Annotated in this window: 20 protein-coding genes; 12 read left to right on the forward strand and 8 right to left on the reverse strand. The window is 66.5% G+C overall.

The features are described 5' to 3' along the window. Positions 1–4: 4 nt before the first annotated feature. The 4 genes from ACIF9R_RS12605 to ACIF9R_RS12620 all read right to left on the reverse strand — a co-directional run bounded on the left by ACIF9R_RS12605 (position 5) and on the right by ACIF9R_RS12620 (position 1987). Entirely contained in the window at positions 5–436 is a 432-nt protein-coding gene (locus ACIF9R_RS12605; protein WP_399978122.1) for a hypothetical protein, read from the reverse strand. Between the two features lie 270 nt (positions 437–706). Further along, positions 707–1132, reverse strand: a complete 426-nt coding sequence (locus ACIF9R_RS12610; protein ID WP_399978124.1) for a hypothetical protein — start codon at positions 1130–1132, stop codon at positions 707–709. A gap of 88 nt (positions 1133–1220) precedes the next feature. Then, complete coding sequence (locus tag ACIF9R_RS12615; RefSeq protein ID WP_399978126.1) at positions 1221–1670, reverse strand: homing endonuclease associated repeat-containing protein; 450 nt, start codon at positions 1668–1670, stop codon at positions 1221–1223. A gap of 38 nt (positions 1671–1708) precedes the next feature. Further along, complete coding sequence (locus ACIF9R_RS12620; RefSeq protein ID WP_399978128.1) at positions 1709–1987, reverse strand: hypothetical protein; 279 nt, start codon at positions 1985–1987, stop codon at positions 1709–1711. Between the two features lie 439 nt (positions 1988–2426). Here ACIF9R_RS12620 and ACIF9R_RS12625 point away from each other — a divergent pair, with 439 nt between their 5' ends. From ACIF9R_RS12625 to ACIF9R_RS12650, 6 genes are all read left to right on the forward strand, one after another. Further along, a complete protein-coding gene (locus tag ACIF9R_RS12625; RefSeq protein ID WP_399978131.1) occupies positions 2427–3125 on the forward strand; it encodes a hypothetical protein in 699 nt (232 codons plus the stop codon). A gap of 297 nt (positions 3126–3422) precedes the next feature. Continuing rightward, positions 3423–3833, forward strand: coding sequence for a hypothetical protein (locus ACIF9R_RS12630; RefSeq protein ID WP_399978133.1), 411 nt, complete (start codon positions 3423–3425; stop codon positions 3831–3833). Beyond that, on the forward strand, positions 3830–5002 hold the full coding sequence (locus ACIF9R_RS12635) for a hypothetical protein (protein WP_399978135.1): 1173 nt from the start codon (positions 3830–3832) through the stop codon (positions 5000–5002). The genes ACIF9R_RS12630 and ACIF9R_RS12635 overlap by 4 nt, the downstream gene beginning before the upstream one ends. Beyond that, positions 4999–5556 (forward strand): helix-turn-helix domain-containing protein, encoded by a 558-nt coding sequence (locus tag ACIF9R_RS12640; RefSeq protein WP_399978138.1) that lies wholly within the window; start codon positions 4999–5001, stop codon positions 5554–5556. The genes ACIF9R_RS12635 and ACIF9R_RS12640 overlap by 4 nt, the downstream gene beginning before the upstream one ends. 218 nt (positions 5557–5774) lie before the next feature. After that, positions 5775–8150: a DNA topoisomerase gene (locus tag ACIF9R_RS12645; RefSeq protein ID WP_399978139.1), complete on the forward strand. Its 2376-nt coding sequence runs from the start codon at positions 5775–5777 to the stop codon at positions 8148–8150. Positions 8151–8482: 332 nt separating this feature from the next. After that, entirely contained in the window at positions 8483–8893 is a 411-nt protein-coding gene (locus tag ACIF9R_RS12650) for a hypothetical protein (protein ID WP_399978141.1), read from the forward strand. A gap of 632 nt (positions 8894–9525) precedes the next feature. Here the strand turns inward: ACIF9R_RS12650 and ACIF9R_RS12655 are convergent. Further along, positions 9526–10400 (reverse strand): IS5 family transposase gene (locus tag ACIF9R_RS12655; RefSeq protein ID WP_399978143.1). Its coding sequence is split into 2 segments (ribosomal slippage): positions 9526–10007 and positions 10007–10400, totalling 876 coding nucleotides; the frame shifts between segments, so codons are not numbered across the junction. Positions 10401–10600: 200 nt separating this feature from the next. Between ACIF9R_RS12655 and ACIF9R_RS12660 the strand changes: the two genes are divergently transcribed. The 4 genes from ACIF9R_RS12660 (at position 10601) to ACIF9R_RS12675 (ending at position 17764) form a co-directional block, all read left to right on the forward strand. Beyond that, the gene (locus ACIF9R_RS12660; RefSeq protein WP_399978144.1) at positions 10601–11500 is read left to right on the forward strand and encodes a hypothetical protein; all 900 of its coding nucleotides are present in this window, start codon (positions 10601–10603) and stop codon (positions 11498–11500) included. 172 nt (positions 11501–11672) lie between these two features. Beyond that, a complete protein-coding gene (locus ACIF9R_RS12665; RefSeq protein WP_399978146.1) occupies positions 11673–13850 on the forward strand; it encodes a hypothetical protein in 2178 nt (725 codons plus the stop codon). Positions 13851–13894: 44 nt separating this feature from the next. Beyond that, the gene (locus tag ACIF9R_RS12670) at positions 13895–17242 is read left to right on the forward strand and encodes a hypothetical protein (RefSeq protein WP_399978148.1); all 3348 of its coding nucleotides are present in this window, start codon (positions 13895–13897) and stop codon (positions 17240–17242) included. Positions 17243–17287: 45 nt separating this feature from the next. Beyond that, positions 17288–17764: a hypothetical protein gene (locus tag ACIF9R_RS12675; RefSeq protein ID WP_399978150.1), complete on the forward strand. Its 477-nt coding sequence runs from the start codon at positions 17288–17290 to the stop codon at positions 17762–17764. Positions 17765–17839: 75 nt separating this feature from the next. On the opposite strand, the gene ACIF9R_RS12680 is transcribed toward ACIF9R_RS12675, so the two are convergent. From ACIF9R_RS12680 to ACIF9R_RS12690, 3 genes are all read right to left on the reverse strand, one after another. Further along, positions 17840–18409: a hypothetical protein gene (locus tag ACIF9R_RS12680; RefSeq protein ID WP_399978153.1), complete on the reverse strand. Its 570-nt coding sequence runs from the start codon at positions 18407–18409 to the stop codon at positions 17840–17842. Between the two features lie 128 nt (positions 18410–18537). Further along, complete coding sequence (locus ACIF9R_RS12685; protein WP_399978155.1) at positions 18538–19248, reverse strand: hypothetical protein; 711 nt, start codon at positions 19246–19248, stop codon at positions 18538–18540. A gap of 195 nt (positions 19249–19443) precedes the next feature. Then, on the reverse strand, positions 19444–20028 hold the full coding sequence (locus ACIF9R_RS12690; RefSeq protein ID WP_399978157.1) for a DNA-binding protein: 585 nt from the start codon (positions 20026–20028) through the stop codon (positions 19444–19446). 703 nt (positions 20029–20731) lie between these two features. Between ACIF9R_RS12690 and ACIF9R_RS12695 the strand changes: the two genes are divergently transcribed. Together ACIF9R_RS12695 and ACIF9R_RS12700 are read left to right on the forward strand one after the other, a co-directional pair. Next, positions 20732–21091 carry an SH3 domain-containing protein gene (locus ACIF9R_RS12695; protein WP_399978159.1) on the forward strand — a complete coding sequence of 120 codons (360 nt, stop codon included), beginning with the start codon at positions 20732–20734 and terminating at the stop codon, positions 21089–21091. A gap of 1058 nt (positions 21092–22149) precedes the next feature. Continuing rightward, a complete protein-coding gene (locus tag ACIF9R_RS12700; protein WP_399978161.1) occupies positions 22150–23421 on the forward strand; it encodes an MFS transporter in 1272 nt (423 codons plus the stop codon). Positions 23422–23444 lie beyond the last annotated feature (23 nt).

Genomic DNA, 23444 nt, shown 5'->3' on the forward strand with positions numbered 1-23444 from the left:
GTACTCACGGACCTTCATTCGGAACTGAGGCTCGCCCTTTTGCTGACGCGCTCGCGTCTTCGACCTCGATCACCTCGACGCCCGACACCTGGGCGTAGATGTCCTCGACCGTCCGCAGCAGGGACCGGGCGTCTTGCTCCTTCACGTCACCGGCGTCCAGGTCGAGGAGCATGTCGTCGATCACGATGCGCGCGTACGTCAACTGCTCCCGGACCGTCGGCTCACCCTCCGAGAGCTCGGTGGGCCGCTCGACCATGCGCGTCGCTCGCGACAGCACGGACTTGACGACGTCCCGAGCGCTGCGCCGCTTACGCCGCTTGACCTCCGGCACCACCGGCCGGGATGCCGGATCGCTCTGCCCGTAGACGTACGGCTTGGTCAGATTCACCGGCGCCAGGTGCGACTCATGACGGGTCGGCGACTGGCCGCGTGCCATGGCCCCTTGCCGACCCTCGACTGCGGTGATCCGATTCCGTCGTAAATTGGCCATGCGGTGCGGATTCCTTCCTTTTCGATGACGGACGGCAGCCTCAGGCGTGGGAGTTGAGGGCGGTCAGATGAATGGAGTGCTGGTCTTCAGAGACCGTGCTTCTCGTGGTCGTATGGCTCGTTCGGCCGGTGGACCGCGATGCGCACGATGGGTGTGGACCCGTCGGTCTCCGGGCGCTGCGCGGCCGGTGCCGGCGTCCGGGTCTGGGTGCTGATCTCACGGGCGATCCAGAGGATGCAGGCGACGATGGCCAGCACGATGAAGAGGAGCACCAGGCTCTGTAATGCCGTCAGGGGGTGCGTGGGGAAGGTCTTTCGGAGAGTGGAGCGTGGGAGCCGCCGACTCGCAGAGCTCGGCGAGGGTGTGGCCGCAGGAGAGGTAGGTGACCTCGTACAGCGGACCCTGGCCCCAGCGCGGGTCCCAGTCCTCGGGCGGCAGGGCGGGTTCGACGGTGCATTTGACGATGTCGCGGGGCAGGCCCGGCTCGCTGGTCTCGTCGTAGGAGCAGAAGGGGCACCACTCCAGCTCGGGCAGCTGCGCGGCGACGCCGAGCAGTTCAGGCGCGGTGACCGTACGGGTCATCTCGGCCGACGCAGCGTCGGCCGGGAGGAGGTCAGGGATCGGTGCGGCGACGACGGTCATGGGGTCCTCGGCTCGGTCGTAGTGGGATTTGCGCAGGGCTGAACAGGGCGCAGCGCGAAAAGAACGGTGTCGCAGAAACCGATGGATTTCAGCCGCAAGCCAGCTCTGTGGCCCGCGACCAACTGCCCATCCGGAAGCGGATGGTGGTGGCCGGCGGGACATCACTCTTCAGGTCCGCCGGATCCGTGCGCCAGGCCTCGTAGGCCGCTAGCGTCGTGGATCCCGTCTCCCGCAGACACTGCCGGATCGCGGCAATGAGCTGCTCCTGGGTCCACTTTGTCGTCGCAGTCTGGAGCTGCTGGGGCTGTTCGATCACGGCGAGACCCGCGAGCTCCAGCGCACGGTTCCAGCTGCCGAAGCGGCGCTCGTAGAGCGGAGCTGATGGATCGATGCCCCTGCGGCGCTGCTCGAAGGTGCGACGTCCCAGGGTGTTCTCTCCCTGCGCCAGGTGGATGAGCACGTGCAGGAGCTGCTGGTCGGTGTAGACGACCGGACCGGGCTTCATGGGTGCAGGGACGTGCACAGCAGACAGAGTCATGGTCCGTCCTATCTCTCGTTCTGAAAGCCGGATGCGCGTCAGAGCGTGTGCACCTGCACGAGCTGCTGGTCGCGGGTGATGGACGCGAACACCGCATTGAAGGTCCGCGGGAACTGGCCGTAGCAGGTCGAGTCGTCCATCTCGACGGAGAGGTACGGCTGTTCCTTGAGCCGGGCCGCGGCCTGCTTGTCGACGTAGGCCGGGCTCTCACCCTCGAAGACGATCGGGTGCCAGGTCTTCTGGTCACTGCTCACGAGCAGCGTGAGCGTCAGCGGATCGACGTCGGTGGTGGCCCGCGCAGAAGCAAGAGCAGTCATGTCGAGCAGCCCTTCGTAGGAGGAGATGAGAGGCCCACGAACAGCCGCCCGACAGGGGGCCACCCGTAGCCGACACGCGCACGAGGTGTCGCAGAGCCCTCCGGATCAACTCCGTTGATCCCCGAGCGCCAAACAGGCCCGCAGGCACCCTGCGGGCCCGAGCCCCGCTCGGCGCGCCCTCTGCACCCCCTCACTTCGCGGCATTCTGACTCATCACAGACTGTCATTCAATAGGCATTCGCATAAGATATCCTCGAAGACCAGTCGATCCAATCGGGCTGGTCAGCGACAGGCGAGGCGAGAAGTGATGAAGACCTGGAGGACGAGGAAGGCTGCGCCCTCGGCCGCAGCACTCGGTGTGGCCGCGGGCGCTCTGCTCGCCGGATGCTCCAGTGGCGACGGCAGTACAACCCAGGCGCCGTCTGCGCCGAGTCCGACCGTGAGCACCGTCAAGGTCACCGATATGGCCCTCGGTGAGGCGCTGGACAAGCTCGCCCTCCAGGGCGCTGAGAGTTCCAGCAAGGACGGCGGGGCCTGCCCAACCAGAGCAGTGCGGAAGGCGGGAATGCCGGAGGGAGCACTGGCCCACATCGTCAAGGCCGACAGCGACGACATGGGTGCAGTCATCGATGGACTGAACAAGGTGAGCGAGGACGACGCTGCGCTTTTGGCCTCGCGGTCACTGCGCGAGGACTTCGACGCGTGCATCGACAAGGCTGTACTTCCGAACGGCAGCAGCCCCAAGACTCAGAGCTACGCGCCGACGGCAGCCGCGAGGCCTGTAGCTGGCAAGCCGAACCTGAAGCCGGCTCACCCGGTCCGCGCGGATCAGCCGGTCAACTCGTCCATCGAGCTCACCAAGGGCCTGGTCTCCATGTTCTCCTCCTACGCCCGGGACGAGGGCCAGAAGAAGACCTACACGGCGGCCGGCCAGTGCCTGTCGACCTTGGTGTACAACGCGGGCTTCAGCCAGGAGGCGCTGCACTTCTTCGCCGGCGGCGCGCCCCTCGGCACCGGGTCGATCGTCGAACACCTGACGGACGACAAGGACAAAGCGATCTGGCAGTCGCCGAGGTTCACCCAGGGGCTCGTCGACTGCACGACAAATGCGACGCCGACTCCCATGCCCGGCCGCTGAGCGGAAGTCCATCAGGCAGACGAAGGGCCCGGTGCGGAAGATGTGTCGCACCGGGCCTTTTCCCTTCTCGCCGTCACGCGAAGGTGGGTGTGGTCCGCAGCAGGTGACCCCGCCCGAGAGGAAAGGAATCGAGCAGGGCCACCTGCTGCGGCGATGCGCCGCCAGGGGGGACTGACTGGGCGCGGCTGCGACTCTACTGGTATTCGAGCCCAAGCACAAAGAGCGCAGGCGACTTATCTAATAGCGTTGATAAGATGTCCCCATAGATCAGTCGAACAAGGCAAGGAGAGGTCGCGCATGGCCGTCACACAGGAGCGGGAGAAGACAACGCAGCCTGCGCGCGGCCCGAAGAAGAAGCCCCCGAGTGCGACGCAGAGCAACAGCAGCAGCGGCCCCCAGGGCATGTTCGTCCGGCTGGACCCGGACGACAAGCAGCGCGCGGCGTACTGGGCTGACAAGCGCGGGTTCTCCTCGGTGAACGAGTACGTGGCCGAGGCGGTGGTCGAGAAGATCCGACGCGAGAACCTCGACTACGATCTGCCGACCCTGGAGATCGCACGGCTCAACGAGCTTGTCGACCAGGTCGCGGCGCTGGCGAAGAACTCGGCAAACCTCGAACGCGTCGTCACCACAGGCTTCGACTCCCTCATCGGGCTCACCCGCGGCGACAACTACCTCCTGGATGACGAGGACGGCGAGCTCGGATGAGCCGGGACTTCGCAGAGATGCTGGAAGCGACCACACCCACCGCCGAGGTGATGGAGGTGGACACGTCGTTCCTCGACGCCTACCGGCGCGGCGGGAGCGAAGAGCTCAAGCGCGTCCAGGCCCAGGCGGCACAGCCTGAGCCTGAGGTGGCAACGCCCGAGCCGGAGGCGCAGCTTGACGAGGCCGGCGACGTCGACTCTCAACCCGAGGTTGGAAGTCTGCAGGCTGATCCCGACGTGGACGCCGAAGAGGATCGCCTGGACCTGAAGCCGGACTACGAGCCCGACGCCGGCGACTCCGAGCGGGTCGGCAGACCCAACCAGCGTGGTGGTGGTGACGTCGGTGGACAGGGAGGAACGGCCGGGACCCTCCCGGGCGGTGCGCCGGCAGGCCCTATGGCTGATGTTGTTCCAGCTCCCGGGGCACAGCCAGACGTCGAGGACGCTGCCGCGGCGGAAGTCACTTCTCACGACGTCGTCGCCACACCGGATGAACCCGAGCATGTAACGCCCGGCTCGCTCCGGCTCACCGACCATCAGGACGCCGTGCAGAGTGCGGCATCGAAGGGTGGATCGGGCAGCACAGCCGAGACCGCCACGCTCCCCCAGTCGGGCTTCCGGCTCGCCGGCGTGCAGAGCCAGCCGCACATCAAGGCGCTGCCCGAGCGCATCATGAACGCGCTGCGGGAGCAGCTGCGAGCAGCCGCAGTCCGTGAGCTGGGCGTGAGCGACAGCACTGCTCGGGAGTTCAGCCAGCGGCTGAGCCAGGGCACTCTGGTGACGGCGTTCCTGCTGGCGCAGCTCGACCTGCACCTTGATGCCGATCCCGCCACCGAGCGCGCCGTCGAGTTGTTCCGCTCCCGCGACCCGCTGCTGGGCAGCGTGGTGGCACGCCTGGCGAACATCGAGGCCGCTGAACGCGAGCGGGACGGGTTGCTGCGCAAGCTGCGCGACGAGCTGGGCGAGGTGCGCCAGACCAGCGCGGTGGTCGAGCAGGCGCTGGCGTACTCCATCGCCGACCGCACGGAGAACTTCCTGCGGGGCTCGCACAACCTCCACGACGCGCCGATCACGCACAAGGAGGCGATCTACTTCCGGGACAAGGCCCGTGAGGCGACCAGGAAGCAGCTGAAGCTTGAACGCAAGCGGGACGGACGGCCGATTCGATGACAACGGCGAGCAAGGAGAAGCTCTTCCCCGCCCGGCAGCGCTGCAAGACGTGCGGCAAGGGTCTGGGCCTCCGCGCCCAGGACCCGGTGTACCTCGGCCTGTACTGCACTCCACGGTGTGCGGGTATGGCCGCGCCGGCCTCGCGGCCCGAGGACGCGCCGCGCGGATGCCGGACGCAGCGCGAAGGGACGTGGGTCTTCAAGCGCCGCTACCGGAGCGAGCAGGAGATCCCCGCGAAGCTCCGGGAAGATGCGTCGACGAGCTGGTACTGGTGCGAAGAGAGCTGTGGCGCGATCCATGTCGGCCACACGCGCATGGGCGAGCGGGAGAAGTTCCGGATGTTCGAGGACCTGACCGCGGACCTGCCGGATCTGCTGATCAAGCTCAGGGGTCAGGCCACGCGCAAGCAGGTCGCCGAGGTGGCCGGTGTGCGGCCCGTCCGACTGAAGGAGCTGGAGGAAGGCCTGAAGCACCCGGAGGGACTCGAGACTCTCGGCAAGGTGCTGCGGGTGTACCGCGTCCGGCTCGGCGTGGGGTTGCCGACTGGGCGGTGACAGCGCTCGACAGATGACGACCCCGAGAAGCTGTGCTTCTCGGGGTCGTCTCTCTTTTTCACGAGCGGCGATTGCTCGAACAGCGTGCCGGCTCCGGCCTTATTTACATGACTCTCGCACCATTCAAAGTCCTTTCAGATACCTTTCGACTCTCATTAGAGAGCTCTTTTCGAGTAGGCTCGTACTCGCTTCCAAGTCAACGATGAGAAGGAGTCGACATGGTCGCGATCGTGGTCGCAGAGAAGCCGAGCGCAGCGAGGAACATGGCCAGCACCCTCGGCGGGACGAAGGGCAGCTACAAGGGCACGGCCTACGAGGTGGCGAGCCTGAGGGGTCATCTCTACGAGTTCGCCCAGCCGCACGCGATGGTGGGCTCCTCGCTCGCGGACGCCTATCAGAAGTGGGACCTGGGCAATCTGCCGTGGAACCCGCAGGATCTTTCGTGGAAGCGCGAGCCACAGAAGAACGTCTCTGACGTCATCAAGACGCTGCGTTCTGCGCTCAGCCGCGGCGACGAAATCGTCATCGCTACGGACCTGGATCCGTCCGGTGAGGGCGACCTGCTCTTCTGGGAGGCGATCGACGAACTCGGCTTCCACGGTAAGAAGTTCAGCCGCATGGAGTTCACCGACGAGTCGAAGGCGTCGATCCAGAAGGCCTTCGAGCAGCGTCGGCCGGTGAAGTCCATGCAGGACGAGGGCGATTACCGCAAGGCGATGTACCGCTCGCAGTGGGACTTCCTCTCGATGCAGTTCACCCGTATCGCCACGGCGATGGGCCGCCAGTCCGGTCAGGACCTCGTGCTGCGCCAGGGCCGGCTGAAGTCGGCGATGGTCTCTCTCGTCGGCGACCAGCAGAAGGCTCATGACGCGTACGTCAAGAAGCCGTTCTTCCAGAACCGCTTCCGCGACGAGAACGACGTCATGTACACGAATCCTGATGAGCCGCGGTTCGACCAGAAGGGCCAGGTGCCGCAGCAGTACGGCCCCTCCCCTGTCGTCCTGGACGGCAAGGCGGGCAAGAAGACCGCGCCGCCGAAGCTGCTCGACCTGGCGTCCCTGTCCTCGATGCTCGTCGGCAAGGGGGTGAAGGCGAACCTGACGCTCTCGACCTACCAGAAGATGTACGAGGACCAGGTCGTCTCGTACCCGCGCACGGAGGATAAGACGATCACGCCCGAGCAGTTCAAGGACCTCGCCCCGCTGGTCGACAAGATCGCCGCCGTGGTCGGCGTCGACGCTGGGCTTCTGACGCACCGCCAGCCCCGGTCCACACACGTGAAGCCCCAGGGCGCGCACGGCGCGAATCGTCCGGGTCCGAAGGTGCCCTCTTCGCTGGACGAGGTCGAGCACAAGTACGGCAAGGCCGGACGGCTCATCTACGAGATGCTCGCGAAGAACTACCTGGCCATGCTCGCCGAGGACTACCTCTACGAGCAGCAGAAGGGCCACGTGGAGAAGTACCCGGACTTCGTCGGCATCGCCAATGTGCCCAAGAGCCCCGGCTGGCGGGCCGTGTTCGATCCGGACGCCGGCGACGACACGGCCGAAGGCGACGAGAACGAGTCGGGCAAGGGCCTGGGCCAGATCGCGGGGCCGTTCATCTTCGAGGGCGCGAACAAGCGCCCCGAGCATCCGACGATGAAGTGGCTGATGAAGCAGCTGGAGAAGCGCGACGTGGGCACGGGCGCGACCCGCACCTCGACGTATTCCGAGGTCACCAATGGCAAGGCGAAGTACCCGCTGCTGACGGAGAAGGGCCGGAAGCTCAGGCTGGCGCAGGCCGGCGAGATGAGCTGGCGGCTCCTGCCGGGCACGCGCATCGGCGACCTCGGGCTCACCGAGAAGGTCTACGCCGACATGCGCGACATCGCCGCCGGGACGGCGACCGCCGAGGAGCGCCTGGCCGTCGTCGCCGACTGGGTGCGCGAGGACATTGCCACGATGACGAAGAACGCCGCGTCCATGCGCGCCGAGCTGGGTCTTAAGGAGCAGGTAGTCGCCGCCCGCGCCGAGGGTGTGTGGCAGGCCGCTCCGGGCGGCCCGAAGAAGGTCGTCTTCAAGAAGATCTGGTCGGGCCACGAGTTCAGTGACGACGAGGTGGCGAAGCTGCTGGCGGGCGAGACGATCTCGTTCGAGGCCACGAACAAGGCGGGCAAGCCCTACACGGCCACCGGAGCGCTCGGCGTCGGCGACTTCAAGGGCCGCAAGTTCGTCGGGTTCCAGCTGGAGGTGCCGGACAAGCCGACGAAGTGGTCCGGCCGGACGTTCACGCCGGCGGAGGTCACGGCGCTCTTGGCTGGCCAGTCGCTGGAGATCGACGACTTCGTCAGCGCGAGGACCGGCAAGACCTTCGGCTGCAAGGTCAGCTGGGACGCGAAGGCCAAGAAGATCGTCCCCGGCTTCGGCTCCGGCGACGAGCCGCCGCGGTCCTGGTGCCAGGTGACCTTCACCGATGCACAGCGCAAGGACCTGGCAGCCGGCAAGACCATCCAGGGCACGGGGTTCGTCTCATCGAAGGGCAAGACCTTTGACGCGAAGGTCGCCTGGAAGGAAGAGGGCGGCAAGAAGAAGATCGTGCCGTCGTTCGGCTGATGCCCGGACAGGCGCTGACGAGCAGCAGAAAGCCTCACCGACCTCTACAGCCGCGCCACCCGATGCGCCGACTTCCTGCAACACACCGCCGAAAAGCACGGCTCGCTCCTGGCCGTCTCCCACACCCTCCTCCTCGACGTCCTCACCTACCTCCCGGAGGGCCCGACAGCCTTCACCACCGCGGCAAGAAGCCCGTGGAAGTTCACCGAACGGCGCCTGCTGACCACCATCTGAGCCGCCAAAGCACCTGGCCGATCGCCGAATGAGCGGACCCGCCGTGCCGAAAGCGCGGACGGATTCGATTGTCAGTGGTTCGCGCGACCATGGCGTCCATGACGCCGGAATCCTCTCGCTCCGCTGCCGTGCGGCAGATCCCCGTCTGGGTCGCCACCGTCGGGCCCGGATGGGCCGCTCTGCTCGACCGGCTGCACCACGGCCTGCTGGCCCTGGACGCTGACTACCGGATCGAGTCGTTCGGCACGAAGTTCGGCGGCCTACGCATTACCGTCGCCGACCGCTTCATCGAGGGCGAGTTCGACGGAGAGTACGCCGACCGGGCCACCGCGCTGACCGACGCCGCCGAGACGGACTCGGAGCACACCTGTGAAGCCTGCGGTGAGCCCGGCCGTATCCGCCTGCGCGGCGACGGACCGCAGGTATGGATGCACGCCAGCTGCGGCAACTGCCGCGTCCCCGCCTTCTCCCGGTCTGCTTCGCCACCCGGGGCCAGCGGCCCAACGTGAAAGGGCGACGTCGCGTCCGCAGCCATCGGCCGCGCGGTGGGAATCAGGTAGGCGTGTTCTCTCCCGGGTCGCCTGTTCGCGGTACTTGCGCTCCTTGTACTTGCGGATCAGATGCCAGGGGCGGGGGTTGTAGGCCAGGTCACGGTGGGCAGCGTCCAGGAAGGCGGTCTTCGGCACTGCCCACGCGGGCGACCCCGGCGGGGCGGTAGTGGCTGATGGCGGCCTTGGTGACCACGCTGGCGGTCCCGGGGCTGCTGCAGCGGCTCGGCGACGGCCGTGGCTGGCACCCCGACGACTTGGCGTACGTGCGCGAGGCGCAGCGGGTGCACACCGCGCGGGTGCTTTCGGCGCTCGATCCGGCCAAGGAGACGCTGTGCGTCGCCGGTCACTACCACTTCCGTCACTCGGAGCGGGCCGTGCTCGATGGGATTCCGGTGCGTGCGTCAGGAGATCCTCGACCGGGACGGCTCGGCCGATGCACTGGCGGTGCTCGCCCTGGGCGACAACGTTCCGCGCTTCGAGGCGGTAGCGATGGGCTGAGCGCCTCTGCTCCCGCGGCGCGACTGATTTGTCAGCCGCTCAGGCGACGCCCGATGACCCGGAACCGCTAGGGTCTGTTGTGAAAGTGCTGGTCACAGCCACTCGTTGATGGCTGCGACCAGCACGGTCGCTTCGTAGCGGACGGCGAGTTTGTCGTACCGAGTGGCAACGGCCCGGTGGCGCTTGAGCCGGTTGATCCCGCATTCGACGGCGTGCCGCTGCTTGTAGTCGTCCTTGTCGAACTTTGGCGGCCGTCCGCCGCGTGATCCGCGCTTGAGGCGATTGCGGACCCGGTCCGCCGGAACCGGGATGGTGGCCTTGATCCTGCGTCTGCGCAGGTAGGAGCGGTTGCTGCGAGAGTCGTACGCCTTGTCCGCCCGGACCCGGTCCGGACGCTTGCGGGGCCTGCCGAGCCCCAGCCTCGGCACTCGGATGGCTTCCAGGACCGGCTCGAACTGCGGGGAGTCGCCCCGCTGCCCGGCCGTGATCACTATCGACAAGGGCTTCTGCCCCTGTTCGACCGCGAGGTGGATCTTGCTGGTCAGTCCGCCGCGGGAGCGTCCGAGGCCGTGGTCGGCCGGCTCGACGAAGATCCCGCCGGGCGGCTCCTTCTGAAGGTCCCCTTTTTCGCCGCTCCGGCGGCGTGCTGGTGGGCCCGGCAGACGGTGGAGTCGACGTTGACCTCCCAGGTGATCAGGCCCTTCGCGTCCGCCTCGGCCTGGAGCTGGGTGAGGATCCTCGCCCAGGTACCGTCCCGCTGCCAGCGCCGGAACAGGTCATAGACCCGGTCCCACGGCCCATAACGTTCGGGCACGTCCCGCCACGGAGCACCGGTCCGGGTCCGCCACCGTATGCCGTCTATCAGCTGCCGCCGCGTCCACACCTGCGGCCGGCCCGGCTTGATGCCCTTCGGCAGCAGAGGCTCAAGCCGGGCCCATTGGCCGTTCGTCAGATCCCCACGTCCCACGGGACATGATCATCACCGAACAAGATCTACTTTCGCAACAGACCCTAGTCCGAGTCATCGGGCGTCGCCATTTAAGTCCCTTTCACTCTCGTTTCGAATGACCTATCTGAGATAGGATGCCATCTACACACCTCACGTATGAGGGTTTTTCGATAGACCGAGTAATGACCATTGTGATCGCAGGGGGAGATGAGGGATCCATGGCGAAACTGTCATACAAGGTGCCGAGTTCGCTGAACAGGAGCTTCCTCGACCACGAGATCACGCTGAGCAAGGGAGGTTGGGCGGCCAAGCCCTCCCCGATCAAGCAGCTGCTCTTCTTCGGCGGCGGCATCCTCGCCCTGCTGTGGTTCAGCACGTCGACGTTCGTGGCGAGCTCGGGACCGGTGGCCATCACGTTCTTCGTTCTTTGGGGACTGGCGGCGATCGCCTACTTCGGCGGGCTGGTGAAGACGAAGGAGCTGCGCATCATGCGCGTGCCGGCCTTGCTGGCGTATCTACCCCGGAAGGCCCGCCACGTCTTCACCCGTCGTAGCTCGAACCCCACGGACTTCTACTCGATCGTCGGCATCGACGGGATCGACGAGGACGGGCTGATTCACTTCTCCGACGGCGGCGAAGGTCGGGTCTACCTGGTCGTCGGCTCGGCGAGCTATTTGCTCTTCGACGAGGACCGGGTCGGGATCCTCGATCGGGTCGATTCCTTCTGGCGCAAGGTCGAGACGGCCTGCGAGCACAGCTTCATCACGACGAAGGAGCCGCAGCGGGTCTACCACCAGGTGGCGAACTTGGAGCGGCGCAACCAGGCCCTGCTGGTCCGCGATCCCGATCTGATCGAGCTGCAGAACGAGCAGTACGACATTCTCACGCAGCACGTGGGCGGGAAGTTCACCTCGATCCACCAGTACCTGCTGCTCAAGGGCAAGAACGCCGACGCACTGCGCAAGGGGCACCAGGTCCTCCAGGCCGAGGTCGGCGGCTCGACTTTGATGATCAAGGAAGCCACGATGCTCGACCGCGAGGAGGCTCTGCCGATGCTCCGGGTCTTCTACCAGGGCATCGACGACGAACTGCTCGATCTCGAGGCGTCGCTGAACTGACCAGCGCCAGGCCGACCACCACGACGAGGAACGAACGAAGGACACCATGGCGCTGATGACGAAAGTCCGGGCACAGCTCGGCATTCCGGGAAAGAAGCCTGACGAGACGAATGAGACCGCGGAGCTTGTGGTCGATGATCCGCGCGCGGATGGTGCTGCTCAGGCTGAGGGCGTGCAGGACGCTGCGCTGGCGGACGGCGCAGCCGATGAGGCCGCCGGGCCGAAGAAGAACTGGTGGCAGCGCCGCCGGGAGGTGAAGCACCTCCAGGGCACGTTCGACGCCTACCCTCACCTGCTCGCGCTGAAGCCCAAGGAGAAGTACCTCTTCCGCTCCGACTACTTCGAGGTCGACGGCTCGGTCGCCTGCATCCTGGCGTACTTCCACGACGACGCCGCGCACGACAATTTCGCCGCCTTCTGGGGTATCGACCGGATCCCGGACGGCCTGGACGAGCGGGTCACCGCCGTCGTGCTTGAGCAGGTGAAGCGGATGGATGAGAAGTGGATCGACTCGTACACCAAGCAGTCGGAGAAGCTGGACCGGCTGGATGCGAACGAGCAGGAGGAGACGGGCACGACCTCCTCCAGGCGCAAGGCCGCGAAGATCTCCGGTGACCTCGGGATCACGATCGGCGAGATCCAGGACGGTGCGAGCTACCTCTCGGTGCACAACCGGCTCTTCCTCAAGGCCCCCGATCTGGCGACCCTGGACGACACGATCGACCGGGTCACGCGTCTGTACATCGACCGATTCGGCACGCTGAAGGCTGCGCCCTACGCCGGCGAGCAGCGTCAGGAGCTCTCGGGCCTGTGGAAGAACAACGAGAAGAAGAAGGGCAAGGGCTTCCACTTCACCTCGACCGAGCTGGCCGGCTCCTACTCGCTGGTGACCAATGGCCTCAACGACCGAGGCGGCGAGTACGTCGGCTACATGGTCGGCGACGTCAACAACAGCGCCGTGCTCATGGACGTCAACGCCTACGACCACCACGCGATCGTCGCCGACGCCACGCTCAGCGAGTACCTCGACCGCCAGCGGGTGGCCAACATGTGGTGCTCGAAGATTTCTCAGGCGGCGCTGCTGAACAACGGCCAGGTCGTCCACCTCATCCTCGACGAAGCGCACCTCGACAAGCTCGGCCCGAAGTTCGAGCGGCTCACCTCGCGCGTGGACCTGAATCAGGGCGACGTGAACATGTTCGAGATGTTCGGCGAGGAGGAGGACGAGCTGACGGTCTTCTCCGCCCAGATGGAGAAGCTCAAGCTGATGTTCGAGCAGCTCTACGAAACCAGCGACGGAGCGATCGGCTCGATCATCCGCAGCGCCCTCGAAGACACCGCGACCGACTTCTACATCGAGCAGGGCATGTGGCGGCACAACGCCAAGGAGCAGCGTCACCGCCTGCGTGTGGTGAACATCCCGCACACCCAGGTGCCGCGTCTTCAGATGTTCGTCTCCTACGTGGCAACCGCGCACAAGGCGCTGCTGAACTCCAGCAAGACCGACCCGGACCAGCTGCGCGCCTACAACGTGCTCAGGGGCATCGCCAACGCGATGCTGAGCACCAACGGCGACCTGTTCAACAACCACACGGCCTCGGCCGTGGACGGGGTCCGGGATTCGCGGCGCGTGGTCTACGACTTCTCGCGGCTCATGCGCCGCGGCAAGGGCGTGGCGATGGCACAGCTGGTGAACATCGTCGGCTTCGCCGTCGGCAAGCTGGGGCTCGGCGACACGGTGATCATCCACGGCACCGAGCACATCGACGACCGGGTGAAGAAGTACATCAAGGACCAGTTCGACCATATGCACGAGCGCGGCGGCCGGGTGGTCTACAGCTACAACGACGTCGACAAGATGCTGGCCGACAGCGACTTCAACAAGTTCGACGCCGCGGACTACACGCTCTTCGGCCCGATGCGCGACGGCACGGTGGCGGAATACCAGAAGCAGCTGCACCAGCGGATTCCGCCGGATCTCGCCCAGCTCATCACGACCAAGGGCGAGAACCTCACGTACCTGCGCCGGGGCGTCTCCAACGTGGTCTTCCACCTGGACCTGGCACTGGGGATCAACCCCTACCGCGAGGCCCAGCGCAGGCAGGTACGCCTGGAGGCGGCCAGAGCCGAAGAAGCGGCGCGGATGGACGCGATCATGCACGACAAGCCGGCACCGGGCGCGAACCTCACCAGCATCCGGAAGCACAGCGAGGGCGGCGACGGCGAGGCTGACGCGGGCCAGAGCGACGGGGGCGAGCGCCGCGACGGCAAGAAGAGCCTGCAGCGGCCTGAGGACGGCGCAAGGCGGCCGGCGAGGAAGCCCAGGCCGAAGAAGCTGGTCAAGGCATGAGCGAGGTCAGCACTGATACGGAGGCGAGGAGTAGGGGAGAGACGATGAACGGGACGATCACGGCGGTGGCGCGGCTGCGTGCCTGGGCCGGCCGCGGCGGTGGCGGAGCCCGCCAGGGCAGGCTCGCGCGCGGGCTCGCCCTCGTCGCTCTGGCCGCCCTGTTCGTGCCGGTCCTCATGATGGCGACCTCTTCGCCGGCGTCCGCGGACGACGAGAAGGAGCGCGACAACTACAGCCTCTACCAGTTGGCTTCGAATGCGAGCTCGTACTTCAGCGAGGAGAACTCGCCGTCGAACGACAAGGGCATGCACGAGAACTGGAAGCCGGTCACGAGCAGTCCTGTTTCGGGTGGTTCCATGCTCGGCTACGCCGACCCGGACTTCAGCCTGGGCAACATCGTGGGCTGGTTCTTCGCCGAGGTCTCGGGGTCCTCGCAGACCGTCACGTACGAGACGCTGGCAGCGAAAGACGACAAGGGCAACGCGAAGTACTCGGGCATGCTCGACTACGCGCACTTCGGGGCGGCGAACGCTGACCTTGGCCTGGACACGATGTCTTCGGGCATCGGCGGCCAGATCGTGAGCGTGATTGGAGGCTCCGTCATCTGGGTCCTCTACGCCCTGGCGCTGGCGGTCGGCACGCTATTCTACGTCATCCTCCAGTTCCTGAAGCTCATCAACCCCTTCATGTGGTTCTACCAGGCGGTCAGGGCGGTCAATCCGACCTTCGCTGACGGGATGACGGGAGGTGACACCGGAGGCGGCGCGCTTTCGGGTCTGCAGCACTGGATCAGTGGCTGGTATGGCCTGCTTGTCGATATCTCGTGGCGGGTGCTGGTGCCGATCTTCATCGGCTTCCTGCTCATCGGCCTGGTCATGTTCAAGAAGATGGACCGGGGTTCGGCGATCAAGAAGCTCATCGTGCGCGTCGTCTTCATCGGCGTCGGCCTGCCGCTCATCGGGTCGATGTACACCAGCGTGCTCGACAAGTTCGACAACTCGGTTCTCGGTCAGCATGCCGGTCCGACGCGCGTCGTGCTGAGCACTTACGTCGACTTCGAGGCGTGGATGATGAACGACCGCCTCGGGATCCCGGACCAGGCCACTGTCTCCTGGAACGGCGACCAGGCGAGCTCTGACGCGATGATGTCGGTGCGCACGAGCGCGCTGGCGATCAACAAGCAGTCCCATGGAGCGACGTTCAACGGCATCAGCATCGGCACGAAGGTCAACGACGCCGAGTCGGCCTGGAAGGACGGCACGGTCTCCGTCGGTACCGGTGCGTCGGATGACTTCAAGGCGGTGTTCTCGACCTTCGGGATCATCGGCAAGTACATCGGCAGCAACGAGATCGCAGCTTCCGACTTCGAGTCGGGGATCAAGAGTTCGATCACGCATCTGGACGAGAGCGCGGAGGTCAAGAAGAGCTGGTTCGTCGACAAGGACAGCTACGGCGACGTGGAGGATTTCGGTGAGGAGGAGGGCCCGAAGCCGGTGGATCACCCGGTGATCTCGACCGACGGCACGGGCCTGACCTCCTCTCGTCCCGGCAAGGACTCGACGGTCTTCACGACGACGGGGACAAAGGCCGGCTGCGGCTTCACGGTGGGCAAGACGCCCTCCTCGTGCAACTTGTCTCCCCTGGCGGCGTACAACTATCTCAACACCGGGTTCAGCCCCAGCTCGCTGAACATGTACAGCTCGAACAACGCCACGTCCGGCTTCACCCGCGAGAACCACATGGCCGTCAGCCAGGTGGGCACGGGGCCGGCGAAGTTCATGTACTGGTCCAACGCGGCCACGGTCCTGGGCTCCATCGTCCTGCTCGGCTTCTGGTACGCCATCGGCATGCTGGCCGGCTCGGTCAAGCGGATCTTCGGCCTCGTGGCGGCCGTGCCGTTCGCGACGCTGGGCGCGATGGCCGCGATCGCCAAGGTGATCGTCTACTCCATGGCGCTGATCCTGGAGGTCCTCGTCACGCTGTTCATCTACCAGTTCGTCTCGGAGTTCCTGATCTCGGTCCCGGACATCATGGCCGGGCCCGTGTCGAGCTTCATGAGCCCGGGCGGCCTGTGGGGCAGCGTTGCGCTCGGCGGGATCATCGTGGTGATCCTGACGCTCATCTCGTCGCTGCTGATCATGGGCATCACTTTCGCTCTGCTGCGGGTCCGCAAGACGGTGCTGCAGGCGATGGACGAGGTGGTCACCAAGCTCGTGGACAAGTTCCTGGAGACCAACACCGCGCCGAAGCCGGACAAGGGCGGGCTGATGCCTGCTCTGGCCGCAGGTGCGGGGGCCGGCGCGGGTATGGCCATGGGCAACAAGCTCGCCAACGGGTTCAACAACAAGACCAGCGGCCCGGCGTCCCCGAGCACGGGCAAGCCCGCGGGCAAGACGGCGTCGACGAACGCCGGCGGCACGAACGGCGACGCCACGGCTCTGACCGCGGGCAAGCAGTCGCTGCCTCTGGAGGGCGGCGGCGAGGGTGGCCCGGGCGATTCAAACAGCCCGGCACTGGACGGTGGTCCTGGTGGCGGTGGCTCCGGTGGCGGTGGCGGTTCTGCTGGTGCTCTGGGCGTGTCTGGCCAGGGCGACGGTCCCGACGACAAAGGCGGTCCACTGCAGCTGACCAGTGGCGGAGCGGGCAGCTCGCACTCGGACAAGCAGACGGCACAGAATCTGAGCAACCAGGGCGGCCTGTCGATTCTCGGGTACACCTCGGACGGCAATAAGATCATCTCCGGCGAGGTCCTGGCCTCGTCTACGGAGCCGCTGAGCTCTCGTGGCGGCTCTCAAGGCCAGAGCAGCGCCGGCGGCGCTGGTTCTGTCCCGACCAGCGGAGAGGCTGTCGCCGGTCGGACAGGCCAGACGCAGTTCGGCACGGGTGCCCAGGATGCGCAGAGCCAGCAGGGCAGCAACCAGCAGGCTGCACCGCAGCGCTTCAGCGGAGGCACTACTCCTGGTCTCGTTCCCGTTCCCGCTTCTGGGCAGCCAGCCGCGCCGAGCACGCGTCCTACGCGCGTCGCTCTGGGCACCCCGACTCCGAGGCAGCTGGGAGCCGGAACGTCGGCTCCTCGTCCCGTGGCCGCTCCGGTTTCGGGTCAGACTCCGGCTGCACATGGTGCTCGGACGCAGGCAGCGCGTCAGCCGGGTTCGACTCAGGCGTCGACGCCGACACCGCGCCAGACGCCCGCCCTGCGGGCTCAGGCACCGCGGACGTCGACTCCTGCACCGGCTCCTTCGCCGCGGCAGGCTCCGGTTCTGCGTCCCCGTCTCCGTCCCCGTCCGCGCCGGGTTGCCGATCCGGCCCCTCAGAGCGTGGAGACTCCGGATCCGCAGCAGCGGCTGGCCGGTGGTCTTCGCCGGAGCCGGCGCGAGAAGCCGCAGGACTGACCGGGTGCGTCGTCTTTTGCGCGGCAGGAGGAGAAGGGAAAGAGCATGAGGCTCGGATCGAGGCTTCGCGGCGAGTTCCCGCGCGGCTGGTGGCGCTCGGCGCGATGGTGGATCACCGGGATCCGCGACCTGGTATTGAGCGCGGCGGCGGCCGTGACCACCGTGGTGTTCGTCGGCGAGGTGAAGCGCGCTGTGCGGCATCGCGACGAGCCGCGGACTCTGGCGCGCCTATCCGGCACGTTCGAGGGGTACGTGGCCAGCCTCTTGGGCAACAGCGCAGGCTTGGTCGTTCTGACCACCATGGCGATCGAGGACGGTCTGCCTGTGGTGCTGACGATGTTGCTGGCTGGGTGGTGTCTGCTCAACATCGCCATCAGTGCCACGGTGTTCGTCGTGGTCGCCCGGTCGAGGATCCGGCAGTCGGCAGCGTGGGCTGAGCCGGATTTCGTCGAGCAGCGCGCGCCGAAGTACGGCCAGCCACCGGAGACGATTGAGGAGTACCGGGCGCAGCAGCTTCAGTAGTAGGCGTCAGAGAAAAAACAGAACCCCGTGGACGTGATATCCACGGGGTTCTGTGCTGCCTGGGTGGTGCGGCAATCAGCTGTGCTGGTTGCAGTCCTTGGCCATCAATGCCTTCGCCTGGTCGCTGTCGGCCGGGATGAGCTGGACCTGGTCGATCGAATAAGCGAAGGTGTACCCAAGCGTGATCATGCTGTTCGACATCGAGATCAAGCCGGATCCCGGGTCAGTGCCTGTCTGGTCGGAGCCGTTGACGTCGTCCCAGAGCACACTGGTCCGGCTGTCGTTGATCGTGCCGGTCGAGAGAACCTGGTATTGACCCTTGCCGGTCTTGCCGTCCTTGACGATCGAGCCGTGCTTGATGTCACCGAGGGCCTTCGTGGTCAGCTGGCACTGCTGGTCGCCAGCGGTGACGTCAATGTACGTGATCTTGTGGCCGTCGATTGCGGCGATGCCGCCGCGCGCCCCGTCGGTGATGGAGATGTAGGCCCCGTCGAAGCTGGAAGCCTGGCTGCTGCTGGGGCTCTGCGAGGAAGCAGCATCGCTGCTCCCGCTGCAGGCGGTGAGCATGAGAGCACCCGCGGTCAGGGCCGCAGCGGACACGGCGATCCTGGTCCGCGTCGCACGTGCGGTCCTGGTGGAGTTCATGGTGTTCTTCCTCCGTTCGTTCTGAAAAGTGAGTTTGGGTCAGCTCTGTGGAGACTGGGCTGGTGGCATCGGCGGAATCGTAGGCGTCTGACGCGGCGACAGCAGGATGAGGACTGCAGCAGCCAGCATCACGACCGACAGCAGTGCCAGGAGCACCACGCCCGCCCGACGGAGGCGTAGCGGGTGCCGCTGGCGGAGCCCATGGTTCCGAAGCCGTCGATCATGCCGATCAGGCCGGCGACGATGCCCGCGACTCCGGCTGTGATGCGGAACCAGTTCGTCTTGCGGATGACTGCCACGACAGAGGCAGCGATGGCCACGAGCATGATGAAGAGCAGGAAGCCACTCTCACCTCCGGCCTCGTCGCTGAAGTAGTTGACCGAGAAGCCCATGGCTGAAGCGACCGGCATGAACAGGGAGATGATCGCCAGGAACACCGCGACGGGAAGGAAGAGGATGGCCAGTCCCGGACGCGAGGTGCTCTGCGCGGCGGGGGCAACGCGGTTACTGAGGAACTCCTTGGCTCCAGAGTTCTCGACGGCCGACACGACTTTGGTGTTGAAGAAGCCCCGGGCACCGTTGGCGACTTGCTTGGCTCCGTCGGCCACCTGCTGCATCGACGGATCACGAGGCCGGCGCTCGGGAGCGATCAGTCTGGCATGAACGGCGGCCTGACATTCGGACATCGTCGGTTCGCGGTGATGCGTCTGCTGGAACCCGGCGCCCCACTGCTCGGCCGTGACAACGGGCGGAACCTGCGGCCGCGGCGGCACGGCCTGTGAAGCTGTTGCATGGCCCTGTGTCGGCTGCTCGGGTAACTGAGGCTGATCCTCAGTCATGATCGCCCCCGCTTCCTCTCGTTCAGTCCGGCGCGTCCAGGTGGTGCTCTCTTCACAGGGACCGGCGTCTCAGCTCCACAGTTCCACACTGCGTCCCCAAGACACGGATCTCGACCACCCCCGGGAGCCGAAGCCAGTCAAAGTCACCTATAGATGGGCGACTTTGACTGTCCAGGATTGAGGCTGTCAGGCGTCTTATCGGAGGTTGTCGAGTCGATACTCAGTCAGCGCCAGTGCGACTTCGGACTGGTTGAGCGCGTGCTCGCCGTCCTGGATGCGCCACTGAAGACGCTGCACAGGCGGGGCGTCAGCTTCCTGGAGCGCGAGGTCACCGAGCTCGCACAGCTCCGCGTACGCGCCCTGCAGCTGTTCCTCATGGTGCGCCGACCGGACCCTGAGGCGGGCGACCCGCTCTTTCCACCAGCCCACCCGCGACTCGCGGTCGAGCGTGGTCTTCCCCTCAAGCCAGGCGCGGAGCTCGGCCTGGTCGACGTCGCCGGGGAGCCCGGTGGCGAGGGGCCCCTCGGGTTCCGGCATGTCGATGGGGATGTGCGACAGCAGCACTGCGGGGGTCGTGTCGAGCGCGTAGGCGATCGCGACAAGGTCGTCGACGGTCACGGGGCGAGCGCATCGCTCCATCTCCGCGAGGGCGTCGGCTGAGATCGGGTGATCGAGCATCCGGAGCACATAGGCCAGCTCGTCGACGGTCAGCTCGCGCAGCTGGCGGTAGTGAGTGATGGCGTCGGACACAGCAAGGGACGTGGGAAGGGACGACGGCATGCATCGATCATAGGCGTGCTCGGTGCGGCCCTCAGGTGAGTCGTCACATAGTCCCGAGCCGTCGCCACGTAGACGCACGACGGGTCCCGGGAGTGGCGACCTCCGTGCCTGCCCTCGGGCCGAGGGCAGGCACCAGAAGAGGCGCACCTTGGAGAAGAAGTTCAGGTCGGTCTTGTCGTCGCAGCCAGTACTGCAGATGTCCCGCACAGCGGCACTCATCGAGTCGCAGTCGACTATCTATTGAATGACGTTCCGAGTCATGTTTCAATAGATCAAGATAGGAACTCGATCCGCTCTATATAAGGCGGGCAACATGTTCGGGCGCGACTCTTCCGCTGATTGCGGTGTGGTTGCGACCGTGCGTGTCTCCTCGGCGAGTCGAGTGCGAGTCTCCACTGCCGCGTCTCTCGCAGTTTTGCTTCGCCCGATTCCCTTGGAGGCCATTCAGGTCGGAGCCACTGCTGCTGCATCCATTGCCTTGCGGCGCGATGCCATGACGGCAACTCAGCCCTCGGTCGCACGCCGGAGGAAGGCCGCATAGAACCGTCGGCGCCTCGGACAGCCATGCCCACCGTCCGTGCACTGGCAACGGCCCGAAAGGCGACCGTCCTGCATCAGGGGCCACGGCCCGCGCACACCAGTGACCATGCGTCGGCTGGGCGCGGGCCCTCTCCTGCCCCTCTCTCCCTTTCGAAAGGACATCATGACGATCCGCAATCTCGCCCTCCGCTCGACTGCCTCCGCAGCCCTCGCCCTCGCGGCCGCGGCCGCCCTGACCGTGACCGCCGCCCCGGCTGCGCACGCCGTCGGCGAGCACAGCAAGTGCACCGTCAACTGGTCGAACTTCAGCGCCACCGTGGCCAAGAACGGCTGGAACTACCGCACCGGTCCGTCCACCGCCTACACCAGCCGCGGCTACCTGTACCGGGGCGACAAGCTGACCGTGCTGTGCAGCCGCGGCAACTGGGACTACAGCCAGCTCACCCAGCGCTCCAAGTCCGGCATTCCCAAGGGCACCAAGGGCTGGGTGCGCGACGACGGCTTGCTAAACCTGGCGGGCTGACCGCACACCGTGGGCGGCTCCCGGCGCGGGCTCCCAGATCCGTGTCCTTCCCCCACCGGCGATGCCCACTCCCCGACCAACAGGGCACCGGAGCGGAATTCCGCAGGTGAAGCGCCCCCGGCCGAGCGAGGAGCGGTATGGCGGCAGAGGAAGCGGACACATCCACGGGGCGACGACCAGCGGACGCCGAGCGGGACGACCACGAAACCCGTGTCGAAATCCGATTCGCGATGGCAGAGCCGTTTCGGTCCAACCGGCGACCTCCGCCACCCAACTACGAGCTGCGTCAGCAGGCACCGCACTCAGTACCGGACCATCACTTCCCCGCCTAGGAGGCTTCTGTGGCAACCTCTCCCATTCTTCAGCGCCCATCGCGTCGCATACGTCGCATGGCTGTTTCGACGGCCGTTGTGGTGGTCGCCGCGACCGGCGTGACGCTGGCGACCGCACCCACGGCATCCGCCGTCGGCTCCTCGGCCTGCAACAGCGGCTGGTACTACTTCAACGCTTCAACGGCCACATCAACACCAACTCGGTCAACCTCCGCAGCGGACCGGGCACCGGTTATTCCTCCAAGGGCCTGCTGTCCAAGGGCACGCGTACCTACTTCTACTGCTACAAGCGCTTCGGGGCCAACAGATGGTCCTGGGAGTACATCAAGGTGACCTCGGGACCGCACAAGAACGTCAAGGGCTGGGTCCGCAGCGACCTCAACGACTGGTCGTAAGCGGCCCGTGCGCCGCGCCCTCTCAGGCCAGTCGCCTACCGACTGACTGTAGATGCCGGTCACTGCGCTTCGCGCACAGACGCAATTTGCCCGCCGGGTCCTAGCCGATGGCGCCTTCTCCAACGGCCGGGCACCAAGCGCAGCCCGCTCCGACCGTTCCCATCCCCTGGAACGGCAGACGCCGCCCTCCCCCCCTGAGCGGCCCGGGGCCCTGCTGCCCGGTGGGGGCACCGTCCGCGTACAGCGCCCCCACCGAACCCATCCGGCGCACACCGCTGACGCCGGCCGCCCCACCCGGAAGTATCCCGCATCCGCTTTTCCTGGAGCGTCTGTGTCAGCCACCACCTTGCCCGCCTCCCCGACCAAGGGTTCCGCACAGCCAGCCCTACGCTCCTGGCCCTCCGCCATCTGGGCCCTGCTCCTCACCACGCTCGTGGCACGCAGCTTCGGCTTCGCGTATCCGTTCCTCAGCTACCACCTCAAGCACCTGGGCTACAGCACCGAGACCGTCGGTCAAGTCCTCGCTGTCTTCGGCGTCGGCTGGCTTCTCGGCCAGTTGCTCACCGGATGGGCCGCCGACCGCTTCGGCCGCCGCCGCGCTCTCGTGACCGCGATGGCAACGGCCGCCGTCTGTCTTCCGCTGATGGCACAGGAACACTCCTTCGCCGGCGTGTGCACTGGTGCCCTGATCACGGGCATCGTCTACGACGCGGCGCGGCCGGTCGCTTCGGCCGTCATCGCCCATCTCGTCACCGACGACGCGCAGCGCGCCGCGGTCAACGGCTGGCGTAACTTCGCCGTGAACATCGGGGCGGCCGTCACCGGAGCACTGGGCGGCCTCCTGGCGGGGCACCTCGGCTTCCAGGCCCTGTTCTGGATCAACGCCGCCGCGTGCGCAGTATGCGCCTTGATTGCTCACCGCTACCTGCTGGACGACACCGCGGCCACCGCACTGCACACCATCACCCGACCCCCTGTGCGGGCTGTAATCCGCGACGCGCGCCTGTGGCTGCTCTGTGCGGCCAGCGTCTTTGCCCTGACGTGCGCGGCCGGCATGTTCACCGCACTACCGATGCTCATGGAGGACGACGGTCTCGCCGCCGGCGCCTACGGGTGGACACAGGTCGCCAACGCCGGAACCGTGATCATGCTCACCCCGCTGTTCACGCCCTGGCTCAGCCGCCGCTGCGGCAGCCAGCAGCCCATGATCGGCACGCTCGCGGCCAGCGCCCTTCTCCTGGGCATTGGGATGGGCAGTGCTGGCCTTGCCGACACCACCCTCGGCTACAGCCTCGCCGTAGCCGCCGCCGTCCCCGGCGAAATCGTCTTCTTCATCGCCGCCTCCGACGTCCTCAACAAGATCTCACCCGAGTCCGCCCGCGGTCTGTACGCCGGCATCTGGGGTGCAACCCTTGCCGTCGCCGTGATCATCGCCCCGGTTCTCGCGGCCGTTTCCCTGGCCTCGGGCGGTGGGGTCTTCGCCGCGCTCACCACCCTTGCCGTCGGTACCACGGGCGCAGCCCTGTGCGTGCCGCTCGCCAGCCTCACCCACCGCCGCACGACCTCCCCTGTGACCGCCGCCCCTGCCCCCGCTGCTACCTGACCGCCGAATCGGAGAACCCGACC

The organism is Streptomyces sp. NPDC086080 (genome assembly GCF_044540255.1).
Lineage (GTDB): Bacteria > Actinomycetota > Actinomycetes > Streptomycetales > Streptomycetaceae > Streptomyces.